At 63.3% G+C, this 14267-nt stretch carries 15 protein-coding genes and 1 tRNA gene; 3 read left to right on the top strand and 13 right to left on the bottom strand.

The genetic code is table 11. The annotated features are described in order from the left end of the window. Nucleotides 1-2: 2 nt before the first annotated feature. The 5 genes from DVR09_RS13045 to DVR09_RS13025 all read right to left on the bottom strand — a co-directional run bounded on the left by DVR09_RS13045 (nucleotide 3) and on the right by DVR09_RS13025 (nucleotide 4669). A tRNA-Thr gene (locus DVR09_RS13045) sits at nucleotides 3-78 on the bottom strand. A gap of 48 nt (nucleotides 79-126) precedes the next feature. Next, complete coding sequence (locus tag DVR09_RS13040; RefSeq protein ID WP_115417328.1) at nucleotides 127-1038, bottom strand: NAD-dependent epimerase/dehydratase family protein; 912 nt, start codon at nucleotides 1036-1038, stop codon at nucleotides 127-129. Beyond that, entirely contained in the window at nucleotides 1035-2162 is a 1128-nt protein-coding gene (gene proB, locus DVR09_RS13035; protein WP_115417326.1) for a glutamate 5-kinase, read from the bottom strand. The genes DVR09_RS13040 and proB overlap by 4 nt, the downstream gene beginning before the upstream one ends. A 124-nt stretch (nucleotides 2163-2286) precedes the next feature. Further along, nucleotides 2287-3342: a GTPase ObgE gene (gene obgE / locus DVR09_RS13030; RefSeq protein ID WP_115417324.1), complete on the bottom strand. Its 1056-nt coding sequence runs from the start codon at nucleotides 3340-3342 to the stop codon at nucleotides 2287-2289. Nucleotides 3343-3400: 58 nt separating this feature from the next. Continuing rightward, entirely contained in the window at nucleotides 3401-4669 is a 1269-nt protein-coding gene (locus DVR09_RS13025; RefSeq protein ID WP_115417323.1) for an acetyl-CoA C-acetyltransferase, read from the bottom strand. Nucleotides 4670-4785: 116 nt separating this feature from the next. Between DVR09_RS13025 and DVR09_RS13020 the strand changes: the two genes are divergently transcribed. From DVR09_RS13020 to DVR09_RS13010, 3 genes are read left to right on the top strand one after another with little or no spacing between them, the layout of a single operon-like run. Then, entirely contained in the window at nucleotides 4786-5547 is a 762-nt protein-coding gene (locus DVR09_RS13020) for a crotonase/enoyl-CoA hydratase family protein (RefSeq protein ID WP_115417322.1), read from the top strand. 44 nt (nucleotides 5548-5591) lie between these two features. Continuing rightward, nucleotides 5592-6755 (top strand): acyl-CoA dehydrogenase family protein, encoded by a 1164-nt coding sequence (locus tag DVR09_RS13015; protein WP_115417320.1) that lies wholly within the window; start codon nucleotides 5592-5594, stop codon nucleotides 6753-6755. 38 nt (nucleotides 6756-6793) lie between these two features. Beyond that, nucleotides 6794-7285, top strand: a complete 492-nt coding sequence (locus DVR09_RS13010) for a GNAT family N-acetyltransferase (protein WP_199798574.1) — start codon at nucleotides 6794-6796, stop codon at nucleotides 7283-7285. 25 nt (nucleotides 7286-7310) lie between these two features. On the opposite strand, the gene DVR09_RS13005 is transcribed toward DVR09_RS13010, so the two are convergent. The 8 genes from DVR09_RS13005 to DVR09_RS12970 all read right to left on the bottom strand — a co-directional run bounded on the left by DVR09_RS13005 (nucleotide 7311) and on the right by DVR09_RS12970 (nucleotide 13995). After that, the gene (locus DVR09_RS13005; RefSeq protein ID WP_115417317.1) at nucleotides 7311-8321 is read right to left on the bottom strand and encodes a fumarylacetoacetate hydrolase family protein; all 1011 of its coding nucleotides are present in this window, start codon (nucleotides 8319-8321) and stop codon (nucleotides 7311-7313) included. Nucleotides 8322-8326: 5 nt separating this feature from the next. After that, nucleotides 8327-8968, bottom strand: coding sequence for a maleylacetoacetate isomerase (maiA, locus tag DVR09_RS13000; protein WP_115417966.1), 642 nt, complete (start codon nucleotides 8966-8968; stop codon nucleotides 8327-8329). Next, the gene (locus DVR09_RS12995) at nucleotides 8968-10143 is read right to left on the bottom strand and encodes an acyl-CoA dehydrogenase (RefSeq protein ID WP_115417965.1); all 1176 of its coding nucleotides are present in this window, start codon (nucleotides 10141-10143) and stop codon (nucleotides 8968-8970) included. The genes maiA and DVR09_RS12995 overlap by 1 nt, the downstream gene beginning before the upstream one ends. An 84-nt stretch (nucleotides 10144-10227) precedes the next feature. Continuing rightward, nucleotides 10228-10614: a four-helix bundle copper-binding protein gene (locus DVR09_RS12990; RefSeq protein WP_115417316.1), complete on the bottom strand. Its 387-nt coding sequence runs from the start codon at nucleotides 10612-10614 to the stop codon at nucleotides 10228-10230. 79 nt (nucleotides 10615-10693) lie between these two features. Next, nucleotides 10694-11056, bottom strand: coding sequence for a response regulator (locus DVR09_RS12985; RefSeq protein WP_234041450.1), 363 nt, complete (start codon nucleotides 11054-11056; stop codon nucleotides 10694-10696). A 64-nt stretch (nucleotides 11057-11120) separates the two neighbouring features. Continuing rightward, nucleotides 11121-11597 carry a helix-hairpin-helix domain-containing protein gene (locus tag DVR09_RS12980; RefSeq protein WP_115417315.1) on the bottom strand — a complete coding sequence of 159 codons (477 nt, stop codon included), beginning with the start codon at nucleotides 11595-11597 and terminating at the stop codon, nucleotides 11121-11123. 109 nt (nucleotides 11598-11706) lie between these two features. Further along, the gene (locus DVR09_RS12975) at nucleotides 11707-12447 is read right to left on the bottom strand and encodes an OmpA family protein (protein WP_115417313.1); all 741 of its coding nucleotides are present in this window, start codon (nucleotides 12445-12447) and stop codon (nucleotides 11707-11709) included. A gap of 42 nt (nucleotides 12448-12489) precedes the next feature. Further along, nucleotides 12490-13995, bottom strand: coding sequence for a vWA domain-containing protein (locus DVR09_RS12970; protein WP_174223751.1), 1506 nt, complete (start codon nucleotides 13993-13995; stop codon nucleotides 12490-12492). Nucleotides 13996-14267: the final 272 nt, after the last annotated feature.

The following is a 14267-nucleotide window of genomic DNA, read 5'->3' as shown; positions in this document are numbered from 1 at the left end:
GGTGGTGCCGGCTAGAGGAGTCGAACCCCTGACCTGATGATTACAAATCAACTGCTCTACCAACTGAGCTAAGCCGGCGACCGGGAAAAGCGCCTTTCGGGCAATCCGGCGTGAATGTCCAGACCCTCAAAGCCATCCTTTTTTGCGATACCAATCGGCCGTCGATCGCAGCCCCTCTTCCCCTTCGATCCGGGGCGACCAGACCGCTTCGGGCACTTTCTTGGAAGACCGCGCAACCCAGTTGGGATGAGTCATGTAACCCACTCGATCGGCTGTGAGGCGTGCCTTGTCGCCGCGCAGCATCCGGTCGAGCTTCGCGGCGCCTTCCAACACCGATTTGGGGAGGTGGGGGGCAAAGATCGGTCGCCCTACCGCATTGCCGATCGCCTTGGCCATTTCCTTGTGCGACCAGCCACCTTCGCGCCCGTCGTCGGGCTCGAATATGCGGCGGCGGACGAGGGCGGGCGAGGCATCGACGAGATCGAGCAGCAGCCGGGCAAGATCCTCGACATGGATCATCGAACTCGCCCCGCCTGGAGGCAAGGGGACAAAGCCGAATTTCGCGCTGCGGAACATCTCGAAATAATCGATATCGTGCGGGCCATAGACGCCGGGTGGGCGCACGATGGTCCAGTCGAGCCCGCTTGCCTCGACCAGCTTCTCCGCCTTTGCCTTGGATGCGCCATAGGCGGACAGGTCCGGCTCGCGTGCAGAGAGCGAGGAAACGAAAATGAAGCGCTTTGCCTGCGCCTGCTTCGCCGCCGCGATCAGCCGTGCGGTGCCGCCGACATTGGCCTCTTCGAATTGGCCCGGGTCGGGGGTGTTGGTGAGGCCGGCGACATGAATGACGGCGTCGGCCTGGTGACACATGCTTGCGAGCGCGGCGGGATTCGCCAGATCGCCCTCGATCCACTCGACATGCGTGCGCGGGCCTTGCGTGCGGCGGGTGAGTGCGCGCAGGGGTTCCTCGCGCCGGATCGCCTCGTCGAGCACGGCCTTGCCGACGAAGCCCGTGGCACCGGTCAACGCGATGGTCATGCGTGCACCATGTGGTCGCGGTGTATCACGGCGGCGCGCGGTGCATAGCCGAGCTTTGCGGACTGGTGTTCTTCGCGCAGACCCAGGATCGCGCTGCATTCGGCCGAGGTATATTCGACCAGCCCCTGGCCGAGCCGCTCGCCATTTGGGCCATGGATTGCGACGAGATCGCCACGCGCGAACGCGCCTTCGACCCCGGTGATGCCCGCGGCAAGCACGCTCGCGCCGTTTTCGAGTGCGGCCATACACCCCAGGTCGACCGTTATCACGCCGGAGGGTGCGAGCCGTCCGCCGAGCCACGCCTTGCGTGCGCTGGCATCGGCTTGCGCGGGGAACAGGGTGCCGGTGCCGCTGTCGAGCGCGCGGGAAATGGGCGACGGGTGGGTGCCGTTCACGATGGCGAGTGTGATGCCCGCCCGTTCCGCAATGCGCGCGGCTTGCAGTTTTGCGAGCATTCCGCCCGAACCGAGACCCGAGGACGACGCGCTACTTGCCATGGCGATGATTTCGGGCGTGACGCCGTCTACGCGCTCGACGAGTTTTGCACCCGACTCGCGCGGGTCGCGATCGTACAATCCATCGACATCGGACAGCAGCATCACCGCGTCGGCGCCCGCAGCCTGAGCCACACGCGCAGCAAGCCGGTCGTTATCGCCAAAGCGAATTTCTTCGGTCGCGACGCTATCGTTCTCGTTCACCACCGGGACCGCACCGGCTTCGAGCAGGCGGGCAAGGGTGGCAGAGGCATTGAGGTAGCGACGCCGGTCTTCCAGATCGCCCAGTGTCACCAGTATCTGCGCTGCGGTAATGCCATGGGTTCCAAGTGCATCGGACCACAGCCGGGCCAGTGCGACCTGACCGACCGATGCCGCGGCCTGGGCATCGGCGAGACTGCCGCGACCGCCCTTGGCAAGCCCCAGCTTGGCCGCACCCAGCGCGATTGCCCCGGAGGAGACGACGATTACCTCGGAATTCTGCCTCAGGTCTGCAATTTCTGTCGCCAGCGTCGCCAGCCAATCGGTGCGCGCCTCTTTGCCCTCCACCAGCAGCGCCGAGCCCACCTTGATTACGAGGCGGCGTGTCTGGCGCAGGTCGGGGAGGGAGCTCAAAACTTTCATTGTCATTCCCGCAGAAGCGCAGCTGACCGGAGGTGAAAGCGGGAATCCCGCTTTTCTTCAAGCCTAGAACCGAAGATTTAGCGGGACCCGCGCCTTTGCGGGGGTGACGAAATGTTGAGCCCTTGAAAGGTCAGATCGGCGACCAGTCGGGCGAGTCGCTCTCATCCTCGACTTCCTCGGCATGGGTTTCGGTCGAAGTGCGGTCGGGCAGATAGGCCAGCACACCGTCCAACAGATCGGAAATCCCGGCGCCCGTCGCACCCGAGATGGGAAAGACCTTTTCCGCGCCTGCTGCCAGCAGTTCCTCGGCAAACGCATTGCCCAGTTCCTCGTCGGCGAGGTCGAGCTTGTTGAGCGCGACGATCTGCGGCTTGTCGGCCAGACCGCCGCCGTAAGCCTCGAGCTCGGCATTGACGGTTTTGTAGGCTTCCGCCGGATCGTCGCCCGAAATGTCGATCAGATGGATCAGCACGCGGCACCGCTCGATATGACCGAGGAAACGGTCGCCGATGCCGGCGCCCTCGGCGGCGCCTTGGATCAGGCCGGGAATGTCGGCGAGCACGAATTCGCGCCCCTTGTGCGTCACCACGCCCAGCTTGGGGACCAGCGTGGTGAAGGCATAATGCCCCACCTTGGCCTTGGCGTTCGAGACCTGGTTGATGAAGGTGCTCTTGCCCGCATTGGGTAGGCCCAGCAGGCCGACGTCGGCCAGCAGCTTGAGACGCAGCCACACCCACATCTCCTCGCCCGGTTCGCCCGGCTGGTGCTGACGCGGCGCGCGGTTGGTGGAAGACTTGTAGCTGGCGTTCCCGCGCCCGCCCATGCCGCCTTCGAGGAAGACCACGCGCTGACCGACTTCGGTGAAATCGGCGAGCACTTCTTCCTTGTCCTCGGACAGGATCTGTGTGCCCACGGGCACTTCGATCACGAGGTCGGATGCGCCTGCGCCTGTGCGATCCTTGCCTTGGCCGTGTCCACCACGCTTGGCCTTGAAGTGCTGCGCGTAACGGAAGTCGATCAGTGTATTAAGTCCCTGCACGGCCTCGAACACGATATCGCCGCCCTTGCCGCCATTGCCGCCATCGGGGCCGCCATATTCGATGTATTTTTCGCGCCGGAAACTGACGGCACCGGGTCCGCCCGCGCCGGACTTCAGGTAGATTTTTGCTTGATCGAGGAAATGCATGGCGCGCCCTCTAGCCGCTTTCGTGCAGCTAGGCGAGGGCGCGCATGCTCAGGCGGTGTCAGTCGACGAAATCGGTCACGCGCTCGATGATGATCGCGGGGGCCATGCCGCCCGCTGCGCACATGGTTACGAGGCCATAGCGCTTGTCCTGGCGTTCCAGCTCGTCGACCATCGTGCCGATGAGGATCGAGCCCGTGGCACCGATCGGGTGGCCCAATGCGATCGAGCCGCCATTCACATTGACCTTGTCCCAGTCAAGATCGAGATCGCGCACGAATTTGGCGGCGACGACCGCGAACGCCTCGTTGATTTCGTAAAGATCAATGTCGTCCTTGGTGAGGCCGGCCTTCTCCAGCACCTTCTTGGCCGCCGGGACGGGAGCGTTAAGCATCAGCGTGGGATCATCGCCCATGTTCGCCGTGGCCACGATGCGCGCGCGTGGCTTGAGACCGTGTTTTTGCGCATAATCCTTGCTGGCGACCAGCACCGCAGCCGCGCCATCGACGACGCCCGAACTGTTGCCCGCGTGGTGGAAGTGCTGGATCTCGACGTCGGGATATTTGGCGTTGACCAGCCCGGCAAAGGTGGTGCCGTTCTTGTCGAGCGGGACATTGGCAATCTTGGCAAAGGCCGGTTCGAGCTGGCCAAGCGTTTCCATGGTCGTGCCGGGACGCGGATATTCTTCCTTGTCGAGCACGACATTGCCATCGTCGTCCTTCACCGGGACGACCGATTTGTCGAAGCGGCCTTCCTCGATCGCCTTGGCGGCGCGCTGCTGGCTGCGGAAGCCGACTTCATCCAGCTCCTCGCGCGTAAAGCCCTCGATTGTCGCGATGGCGTCGCCGCACACGCCCTGGTGGCTCTGCGGATGAGTGCGCATAAGGCGCTGGTTATAGCTGCCCATCATTGGCGGCTTGAGCCCAGCGGCCATCTTGTCCTTCGACATCTGCGCGGTGAGGCTCATCATCTCGGTGCCGCCCGCGACCACACAGTCTTCCATCCCGCTCATCACCTGCGCGGCAGCCAGCGCGACGCTGGTGATGCCGCCGCCGCAGAAACGATCGAGCGTGGTGCCCGATGAGGTGATGTCGTAGCCTGCGTCGAGCGCGGCCATCCGGCCAAGATCGCCCGCCTGCATGCCGTCCTGCGTGCTGACCGACCAGATCACGTCGTCGACCGTCGCCGTATCGAGATCGTTGCGGTCCTTGATCGCCTTAAGGCAGGTCGCGGCCAGATGCTGCGGATGCATATGCGCAAGCGCGCCTTTGCCCTGCTTGCCAATCCCGCGCGGGGTGCGGACAGCATCGATGATATAGGCTTCGGCCATGGTGTGAACTCCTCTCGACTTGTCGTTTTGTGCGGCAAATGCCGGTTGACGTTTGCGTAAACGTCGAGCAGCAAGGGTGCAAGACAAGTTTCGAATTGAAATGGGAGAGAGCAGCTATGTCCGAGGAAGTCCTGACGAGCGAAGAGGACGGCATTCTCGTCGTCACGATCAACCGGCCCGAAGCCAAGAACGCGATGACCAAGGCTGCCGCCGAGGGGATTGCCGCGGCGATGGACCGGCTCGACAGCGACGACAGCCTGCGCGTCGGCATTCTGACGGGCGCGGGCGGGACCTTCTGCTCGGGCATGGACCTGAAAGGCTTCCTGCGCGGCGAATCGCCGAGCATCGAAGGTCGCGGCTTTGGCGGTATCGTGCAGAAGCCGCCCGAAAAGCCGTTGATCGCGGCGGTGGAAGGCTATGCACTGGCTGGCGGTCTGGAACTCATGATCGCCTGCGATCTCGTGGTCGCCAATGCGGGCGCGAAATTCGGCATTCCGGAAGTGAAGCGTGGCCTTGTGGCAGCTGCGGGCGGCGTGATGATGCTGCCCGACCAGATCCCCGAGAGGATCGCGATGGAGCTGGCGCTGACCGGCGATTTCATCGACGCAGCCCGTGCCTATGAGCTCGGCCTGATCAACCGCGTGACCGAGAGCGGCGCGCTGGCGGGCGCGAAAGAACTTGCCGCCAGCATTGTCGCCAACGGCCCGCTGGCGGTTCGCGTCTCGAAGCAGGTCATCAAGCAATCGCGCGGCTGGCCGATGGAAGAGCGCTATACCCGCCAGACGCAGCTGATCGCGCCGGTCTTTATATCGGAAGACGCCCGCGAAGGCGCTGCCGCCTTCGCCGAAAAGCGCAAGCCGAATTGGAAGGGCAAGTAAGACCCTTCGGCACGCCATAAAGATATTCGAGAGGAACCCGAGAGATGCCCGTAATCGACGTACCCCAGCCCGAGTTCATGGAAGACGAGGAAATCGCCATCTTCGCCGACGCCGTGGGCAAGTTCTACCAACAACACGCGCCGGAAAAGCGGGTGGAGAAATGGCGCGAGGACGGCCAGGTAGAACGCGAATTCTGGAACGAGGCGGGGGCGGCAGGTCTGCTCGGCGTGTCGGTGCCAGAGGAATATGGCGGCCATGGCGGTGATTTCCGTCACGACATGGTGGTCATCGATCAGCAGGCCAAGCACGGTGTCGATGGATTCGCCGCCAGCCTGCACAATACGATCATCCTCCCATATCTCGTGCGGCATGGCACCGAAGAGCAGAAGAAGAAGTACCTTCCCAAGCTCGTGACCGGCGAACTGGTCAGCGCCATTGCCATGACCGAACCGGGTGTGGGGTCCGATCTTCAGTCGATCACCACCACCGCACTCAAGGATGGCAACGGATACCGCATCAACGGGGCCAAGACCTACATCTCCAACGGCCAGACCGCGGATTTCATCGTGGTCGTCGCCAAGACCGACCCGAACGAGCGCGCCAAGGGCATCTCGCTCCTGCTGCTCGAGACCGAAGGGGCGGAAGGTTTCGAGCGCGGCAAGAAGCTCGACAAGATCGGGCTCGACGCTGCGGACACGTCGGAGCTGTTCTTCGACAACGTCTTCGTGCCGGCCGAAAACGTGCTCGGCGGGGTCGAAGGCAAGGGCTTCTACCAGCTGATGGGCGAGCTGGCGCAGGAACGCCTGGTCATCGCGATGGGCGCGGCGACGGGGATCGAGAAGGCGCTCGATGTCACGGTCGAATACGTCAAGAGCCGCAAGGCCTTTGGCCAGACGATCTGGGATTTCCAGAACACGCAGTTCGTGCTCGCGGACCTCAAGGCGCGCGGCACCGCGGCGCGCATCTTCGTAAATGACTGCATTGCCAAACTGCTCAAGGGCGAACTCGATGTCGCCACGGCGGCGATGGCCAAATACTGGGTCACCGAGTTGCAGAGCGAGGTGGTCGACAAGTGCCTCCAGCTTCACGGCGGCGCAGGCTACATCAACGAATATCCCATCGCCAAAATGTACCGTGACGCACGCATCACCCGCATCTTCGGCGGATCGAACGAAGTCATGAAGATGCTCATCGCCCGCTCGATGTGATGAGCACCCAGATGGGTGGGCTTGGACCATGGCGGGCTATGGGCACCGGGGACATCGACCGGGTTCATGGCATATCCGAGGCGGTTCATCCCACCCTGCCGGAAAACCGCGCGGTCTTTGCCGACCGGCAGGCGCTTTATCCCGCCGGAGCCTTCGTGCTGGAGCGCGACGGCACGGTGGCGGGGTATTGTATCGGGCATCCCTGGCTCGAGGCGGAACCTCTGCCGCTCGATGCACGGATCGAGCGTCTGCCCGTTCGTCCGGACACCTTCTACCTTCACGATCTGGCGCTCCTCCCCGGCGCGCGCGGCCTGGGGGCAGCCGGTATTATCGTGCCACATATAATCCGGCACGCACGCGAGACAGGTCTGGCCTCGGTCAGCCTGATCGCCGTAGCCGATTCCGCGCCGTTCTGGCGCCGGTTCGGCTTCCGCGATACGCAGGCGAGCGAAGGCAAGCTTGCCGGCTATGGCGCGGATGCCCGCTTTCTTACGCTGCGGTTCGACCCGGAAGCGCAGGGGCGGCACTAACGGCCACCACCTGCCTCCCCGAGTGTCAGGCGGCGACCACTTCCTGTTCGATCGCGCCGAAGATCGAATGCCCTTCGGCATCCTTCATTTCGACGCGGACGGTGTCGCCGGGCGCCATGAAGCGAGTCTTGGCTTCGCCATCGGCAATGGTTTCGATCATGCGGATCTCGGCAATGCAGCTATAGCCCAGGCCGCCTTCGCTAACGGGCTTGCCCGCGCCGCCATTCTCGTCCTGGTTCGAGACCGTGCCCGAACCGATGATCGTGCCTGCGCCCAGATTGCGGGTCTTCGCCGCATGGGCGACGAGATCGGCGAGGCTGAAGGTCGCATCGACCCCGGCATTGGCGCGGCCGAAGGGCTCGCCATTGTAATCGACCATCAGCGGCAGGTGGATGACGCTGCCTTTCCACGCATCGCCCAGCTCGTCGGGCGTGACCGCGACGGGGCTGAAGGCGCTGGCGGGCTTGGACTGGAAGAAGCCGAAGCCCTTGGCCAGTTCACCCGGGATCAGGCCGCGCAGCGACACATCGTTGACCAGCATGACCAACTTGATGTGGTTGGCGGCCTGTTCACTGGTGACGCCCATCGGCACATCGTCAGTGACGACCGCGATCTCGCCTTCCATGTCGCAGCCCCACTTAGTGTCCTTCAGCGGGATGTCGTCGCGTGGAGCGAGGAAGTTGTCGGAGCCGCCCTGATACATCAGCGGGTCGTGGTAGAAGCTTTCGGGCACTTCGGCGCCGCGCGCTTTGCGCACCAGCTCGACATGGTTGATGTAGGCCGAGCCATCGGCCCACTGATAGGCACGCGGGAGCGGTGAATGCGCCTCGCGCTCATGGAAACGCTCGCAGGGCACCGCCTGGTGTTCGACATCGGTATAGAGCGCCTCAAGCTTGGGCGCGATCTCGTCCCAATTGTCGAGCGCGGCCTGCAGCGTCGGCGCGATGTTGTCGGCGGCGCAATAGCGGGTGAGGTCCTTGGAGACGACGACGAGCTTACCGTCGCGCGTGCCGTCCTTGAGTGTTGCGAGCTTCATGGGTGTCAGGTCCTCTCGGGATTGTCGGGTTGGTTGTCCGGATGTGCGCGCTGGAATTCGGGCAATGCGAGGCAGGCGCTTTCGATCCGGGTGATATGCGGCTTGTCGCCGAAGTCGAAACCGAACCGCCGCGCATTGTAGACCTGCGGCAGCAGGCAAACCTCGAAGAAGCCGGGCTTGGCGAACAGGAAGTCAGCCGTGTCGAGCTGCGCCAGCCGCGCCTCGAGCGGGTCGAGCGTGCGCGCGAGCCAGTGGCGATACCACACACCGATGTCCTCCTGCGACTTGCCGTGTTCGTTGGCCAGATATTTGAGGACGGGCAGGTTCAAAGGCGCGTGCAGTTCAGTCGCGATGGCATAGGCCAGTTCGCGCGCGATGTAGCGATCCGACACGTCCCCAGACAGCAGCGGCTTGTCGGGATAGGCTTCGTCGAGCCATTCGATTTGCGCCATCGACTGGACGTAATCCTTGCCGTCGACCTCGAGGAGCGGAACCGAACCGAATGGATTGCGCTTGGTGAAATCCTTTCCCTTTTGTTCGGACTTGAGCAGGTTCACCGGGACGTATTCGTATTCCAGCCCTTTCAATTCCAGCGCGATGCGCAGGCGATAGCTGGTCGAGCTGCGATAATATCCATGGAGCCTTATCAAAACGCGGCGATCCCGGTGATCGCCCGGCCCAGGATCAGCGCATGGACGTCGTGCGTGCCTTCATAGGTGTTGACCGTCTCCAGGTTCACCATGTGGCGGATGACCTGGTATTCTTCCGAAATGCCGTTGCCGCCATGCATGTCGCGCGACTTGCGGGCGATATCCAATGCCTTGCCGACATTGTTGCGCTTGACGATGGAGATCATCTCGGGGGCGAACTTGCCTTCATCCATCAGCCGTCCGACGCGCAAGGAGGATTGCAGGCCGAGCGAAATCTCGGTGATCATGTCGGCCAGCTTCAATTGGTAAAGCTGCTTCGACGCGAGCGGCACACCGAACTGATGCCGGTCGAGGCCATATTGCCGCGCGGCGTGGAGGCAGAATTCGGCGGCGCCCATCGCGCCCCAGCTAATGCCGTAACGCGCGCGGTTGAGGCAGCCGAACGGGCCTTTGAGACCCTGCACTTCTGGCAACAGGGCATCATCGCCGACTTCCACTTCGTCCATCACGATCATGCCGGTGGTCGAAGCGCGCAAGGACAGCTTGCCTTCGATCTTGGGCGCGGACAGGCCCTTCATACCCTTTTCGAGCACGAAACCGCGAATGCCGCCGCCATGCGCATCGCTCTTCGCCCAGACCACGAAGACATCGGCAAAGGGCGCGTTCGAGATCCACGTCTTGGATCCGGAGATGACATAGCCGCCTTCGACCTTCTTGGCAGTGGTCTTCATCCCGCCCGGATCGCTGCCGGCGTCAGGCTCGGTCAGGCCGAAGCAACCGATCAGTTGGCCGCTGGCCAGACCGGGCAGGTATTTTTTACGCTGTTCTTCCGAGCCATAGGCATGGATCGGATACATCACGAGGCTGGACTGGACCGAGGCCATCGATCGGTAGCCGCTATCGACCCGTTCGATCTCGCGCGCGATCAAGCCGTAGGCGACATAGCTTGCACCTGCGCCGCCATATTCCTCGGGCACGGTCGCGCCCAACAGGCCAGCTTCGCCCATCATCGGGAACAGTTCGGGATCGTCGACTTCCTTGCTGAAATTCTCGATCACTCGCGGCTGCAATTCGCCCTGTGCAAAGGCGTGCGCGGCGTCGCGGATCATCCGCTCGTCCTCGGTCAGCTGGTCGTCGAGATTGAAGGGATCGTCCCAGGCGAAGGGCACCATTCCGGCCATGTTGTCTCCTTTGTTACGATCCAGCCGATGGCAGGCTTGCGGGCGCGGGGCAAGGGGGCGTGCCCGTGGGCGCCGTCACTTCACATCCGGCAGGGCCTTGCGGCAATCGTCGGCGCATTCGCGGCACATCTTCGCGCAAAGCTGACAGTGTGGATTGTCATGGCCTTCGCATTCTGCTGCACAAGTCTCGCAGGCCGTGATGCAGGTTTCGAGCTGGCTGCGCAGAACATCGATATTCTGCGCGGTGCGACGCACGGCCAGTCGCGCGGTGGCGGCGCAGATATCGGCGCAGTCGAGGCAGGTGCGGACGCACTGCGCCATATCCATACCCTCGGCCACACAGGCATCGGCGCAGCTCGTGCAGAACAGCGAACACAGCATGGCATGCCGTGCGGCGAGGATCAGGCCTTCGGTCTCGTCATCGACCTGCGGGTGGGCGGCGACCATTTTTTGAAGCGACATGCGATTTCCTTTCCTTGAGGTTCACCCAGGGAATGGATCGTGGCAATCCGAAGTTCCGGCAGCGTCCCGGAAAGCGCGATCAACCGTGCGCGGCTGCCCGCTGGACGGATTCGATCACCGCTGCCGGAGGGCAGGGTTTGGACAACGCCTGTGCCCGCGGGAAGCGCTCGGCAACCTCGTCGGGAGTGAGCTGACCCGAATGGAAGATGACCGGGACGTCTTCCGCCATCATCTGTTCGGCGAGCGGATAGACGATACCATCGCCCAATTGCACATCAAGGATAGCGATATCGGGCTTGGCCTTCTGATAAGCGAGCATTGCTGAAGATAGATCGTCATACGGACCTTCGACCAGATACCCGGCCTCGGCCACCGTGTCGCAAAGGTCGTATCCTACAATCAGCTCGTCTTCGGCGACGAGCACACGCAAAGGCTGCCCCATCCTGGCTCTCCTCTTATGCCGACCCATCTAAGGGAAAACCGTAATCCGGGATCGGTTCCGCGAGTTATGACAATTTGCCGTAACGTTCGGCAAAACCGGCGTCGTCTCCTTGCGCGAGTAACTGCGCCTGGCCGACCCAGTCGTCGCGCCGAATGCGTCCCTGAAAGCGGCCGAGCTGGCTGTCGATCCGGTCGATCCCGGCTTCGTCCCAGGCAGCGATCTGCGCAAAGGTGGTGACGCCCAGATCGCGCAGGGTTGCTGCCAGCTTCGGCCCGAGGCCCTTGATCCGTGTCAGGTCATCGCCGCTCGCATCCGGCTGGATGGCGGCACCGACGGCGGGTTGCATCGGTGTCGCTGCCGGTGCGCTGTCGATCAGCGCCTTGTTGCGTTCTGCGGGAGCGGCGCCTTCGTCCAGCACATCGCGGCTCGTGCCTGTCACACGCGTCTTGCGGGAGGCGTTGAAAACATACCAGGCAATGGCCACGCCGAGAACCAGCGCGGCGACGATCAGCGGCCAATATATCTGGAGCAGTTCGCTCATGCGTTATTCCTTGTCTGTGTCGTGGCGGCCCCACAAGGCCCATCCGATACCGATCCCCGCGATATAGGCGACAAGCATCAGAGCGGCGAGTTCGAACCATAGAGGCATGTCAACGCGCTCCCGGCGTGTCGACGGGTGTGGGGCGAAGCGGTTCGGTGCGGATGACCGAGAATTCGATGCGGCGATTGGCCGGATCGGTAGGGGCGAGCCCTTCGACCGGCTGGCTTGACCCGACGCCGCTCGCGCGCAAGCCGTCGCGGGGGATCCCCCGGCGCACCAGTGCCTCGCGCACGGCGCGCGCACGCTCCATGCTCAGGGCGATGTTGCCGGGCTCCGGACCCGATTGATCCGTATGGCCGGTGATCGCGATGATCGAGCCGAGACAGGGGCGCAGCGCATCGGCGACCTCATCGAGCAGCATACGGCTCGCAGGAAGTATCGCGCTGCTTGCCTCTTCGAACCGGATCGAACGGGTACGTAGCAGGCCTTCGACGTCTTCCTGGCAATGCAGCGGCTGATACGTCGGCTCATCGCTTTCGGCACGAGCGGTTCCGTCGCTCCAGACGATGCCGCCGACGCCCGGAACATTGTAGACGGCTCGCGCGATCCGGGCGCGTGTCTTTTCGTCGAGCCGCTCGCCCCCGCTCAGCAACGGGTGGCGCGAGGGCCATCCCGTGACGTTGGCAAACCGTGCAGTCACACCGCTTCCGCCCGCTTCCACTATGGCGGCGGCGGTGTCCCGTTCCAGTCGCTCGATGAAACCGGGGGCTACGGGCTCGGCCAGCAGATAGGCGCTGGCCACGGTCAACGCGGCTCCTGTGAAAATGGCGAGCGAGGGGCGGATCGGCATGACACGGGCTTTAGCCGTGTGTCGACCCGCCTGCCAAGCGGACTATTCAAGCCCGTCCGCAGTCTGCACCAGCTGGATGAACTCCTGCCGCCAGAAATTGCTCTGCTTCCCGGCCAGCGCGGCAATTTGCGGATAGGAAAAATCCGCTAGCAAGGCATCGCCACGCAGCTTCTGTCCGAAGGCGGCGACCGCACTGGCGAAGGCGAAATCGCCGGTCGGTGCGCGAGTGGTGCGCAGTGCCGATGCGGGCAGCGAGTGGGTCAGCAGCGTCGATTTGTCGCCACCAGGCAGTTTGTAGCGCAGTTTGACATAGGCCGCTTCGGCCGCCAGCTCGGTAGCGCGCGTATCGGGCTTGTCCTCGTACCGGCGCGTCGAGATCCAGCCCTTGGCACCGACCGGAACGACCTCGTAGATCGCGGTGACCTGATGGCCCGCACCGATATCGCCCGCATCGACCGCATCATTGTCGAAATCCTGTTCGCGCAAAATGCGATTCTCGTAGCCGACGAGGCGGTACTGGCTGACCACCGCCGGGTTGAATTCGACCTGGATCTTCACGTCCTTGGCGATGGTGAACAGCGTCGCACCCATCTCATCGCCGAGTACCTTGCGCGCCTCCAGCGCGCTGTCGATGTAGGAATAGTTGCCGTTCCCGTTATTGGCGACCTGCTCCATCATCGCATCGTTCAGATTGCCGCGTCCGAAGCCGAGCACTGAAAGGGTGATGCCGGTTTCGCGCTTCTTCTCAATCAACTCGACCAGCGATTCCCGATCGGAAGTGCCGACGTTGAAATCGCCATCCGTCGCCAGGATTACCCGGTTTACGCCGCCTTTAATTCTGTTCGCTTCCGCCACACGATAGGCAAGTTCGATCCCCGCGCCGCCCGCTGTAGACCCGCCTGCCTCGAGCTGGTTCAGCGCGTCCTTGATCTTGCGCTCGTCATTGGTCGGCTCCAGCACGAGGCCCGCCGCGCCGGCATAGACGACTATCGAGACGCGATCCTGTTTGGTCAGTTGGCCCGCAAGCTGGCGCATCGCGGTCTTTACCAGCGGCAGCTTGTCCCGGCTCGCCATCGAACCCGACACGTCGAGCAGGAAGACGAGGTTGGCCGGGGGGCGCTCCTGCGCGGGCATTTCGTATCCCGCAAGCCCGATCCGCACGAGCCGCGAGTTCGAATTCCATGGTGTCACCGCGACATCGGTATTCACTGTGAAGGGCTGCGATACGCTGTCCGGCCGACCGTAATCGTAGCGGAAGTAGTTGACGAATTCCTCGGTCCGCACGGCTCCCTTGGGCGGCAACTGGCCTTCGGAAATGAAGCGGCGCGCATTGGTGTAGGCGCCCGTGTCGACATCGACCGAGAAGGTCGAAACCGGTTCATTGGCGACGACCTTCACCGAAGAGACTTCCTCGCCGTCATATTGATCGCGGCTGGGCGGTGACGGCACGAAGACCGGCGGGAAATAGCGATAGCTGCTGTCGGCGGTTTCACCCTGTTCGGGCGCCGCGGCAGCTTCCGCGTCAACGCGCGAGCCCGTTACGACCATGGGGGCCGGCGTTGCGAGGCTGTAAGCTGGCGGGGGCGGAGGAGGAGGGGGGGCGGCGGCGGCGGGACCCGTCCATTATCCGAGGTTTCGGCCTTCGAGCCGGTCAGGACAATTTCCTCGCCCCCTTGCTGCGAGGCACACCCGGCAAGCAATGCAGCAGCGGCGCAAGTGACAGTAAATGTGGCGAAACGCATGGGCAGTCCTCCCCGATATTCCGATGATTCAGAGTTACTTCACCGGGCGGTGAATGCCGACTGAACGCGCCGCACATG

The organism is Erythrobacter aureus (assembly GCF_003355455.1).
GTDB classification, from domain to species: Bacteria; Pseudomonadota; Alphaproteobacteria; order Sphingomonadales; family Sphingomonadaceae; genus Qipengyuania; species Qipengyuania aurea.
The sequence above is the reverse complement of the archived record's forward strand: the minus strand, read 5'-3'. Positions and strand labels throughout refer to the sequence as shown.

What these genes read in the sequence shown, in the direction of transcription:
- DVR09_RS12970 (WP_174223751.1), bottom strand. Translation starts at nt 13,995, where the DNA reads ATGGTCGTAACGGGCTCGCGCGTTGACGCGGAAGCTGCCGCGGCGCCC.
- DVR09_RS13020 (WP_115417322.1), top strand. Translation starts at nt 4,786, where the DNA reads ATGTCCGAGGAAGTCCTGACGAGCGAAGAGGACGGCATTCTCGTCGTC.
- DVR09_RS12995 (WP_115417965.1), bottom strand. Translation starts at nt 10,143, where the DNA reads ATGGTGCCCTTCGCCTGGGACGATCCCTTCAATCTCGACGACCAGCTG.
- DVR09_RS12990 (WP_115417316.1), bottom strand. Translation starts at nt 10,614, where the DNA reads ATGTCGCTTCAAAAAATGGTCGCCGCCCACCCGCAGGTCGATGACGAG.
- DVR09_RS13040 (WP_115417328.1), bottom strand. Translation starts at nt 1,038, where the DNA reads ATGACCATCGCGTTGACCGGTGCCACGGGCTTCGTCGGCAAGGCCGTG.
- obgE (WP_115417324.1), bottom strand. Translation starts at nt 3,342, where the DNA reads ATGCATTTCCTCGATCAAGCAAAAATCTACCTGAAGTCCGGCGCGGGC.
- DVR09_RS13025 (WP_115417323.1), bottom strand. Translation starts at nt 4,669, where the DNA reads ATGGCCGAAGCCTATATCATCGATGCTGTCCGCACCCCGCGCGGGATT.
- DVR09_RS13005 (WP_115417317.1), bottom strand. Translation starts at nt 8,321, where the DNA reads ATGAAGCTCGCAACACTCAAGGACGGCACGCGCGACGGTAAGCTCGTC.
- DVR09_RS12975 (WP_115417313.1), bottom strand. Translation starts at nt 12,447, where the DNA reads ATGCCGATCCGCCCCTCGCTCGCCATTTTCACAGGAGCCGCGTTGACC.
- DVR09_RS12980 (WP_115417315.1), bottom strand. Translation starts at nt 11,597, where the DNA reads ATGAGCGAACTGCTCCAGATATATTGGCCGCTGATCGTCGCCGCGCTG.
- DVR09_RS12985 (WP_234041450.1), bottom strand. Translation starts at nt 11,056, where the DNA reads ATGGGGCAGCCTTTGCGTGTGCTCGTCGCCGAAGACGAGCTGATTGTA.
- DVR09_RS13015 (WP_115417320.1), top strand. Translation starts at nt 5,592, where the DNA reads ATGCCCGTAATCGACGTACCCCAGCCCGAGTTCATGGAAGACGAGGAA.
- DVR09_RS13010 (WP_199798574.1), top strand. Translation starts at nt 6,794, where the DNA reads ATGGGCACCGGGGACATCGACCGGGTTCATGGCATATCCGAGGCGGTT.
- proB (WP_115417326.1), bottom strand. Translation starts at nt 2,162, where the DNA reads ATGACAATGAAAGTTTTGAGCTCCCTCCCCGACCTGCGCCAGACACGC.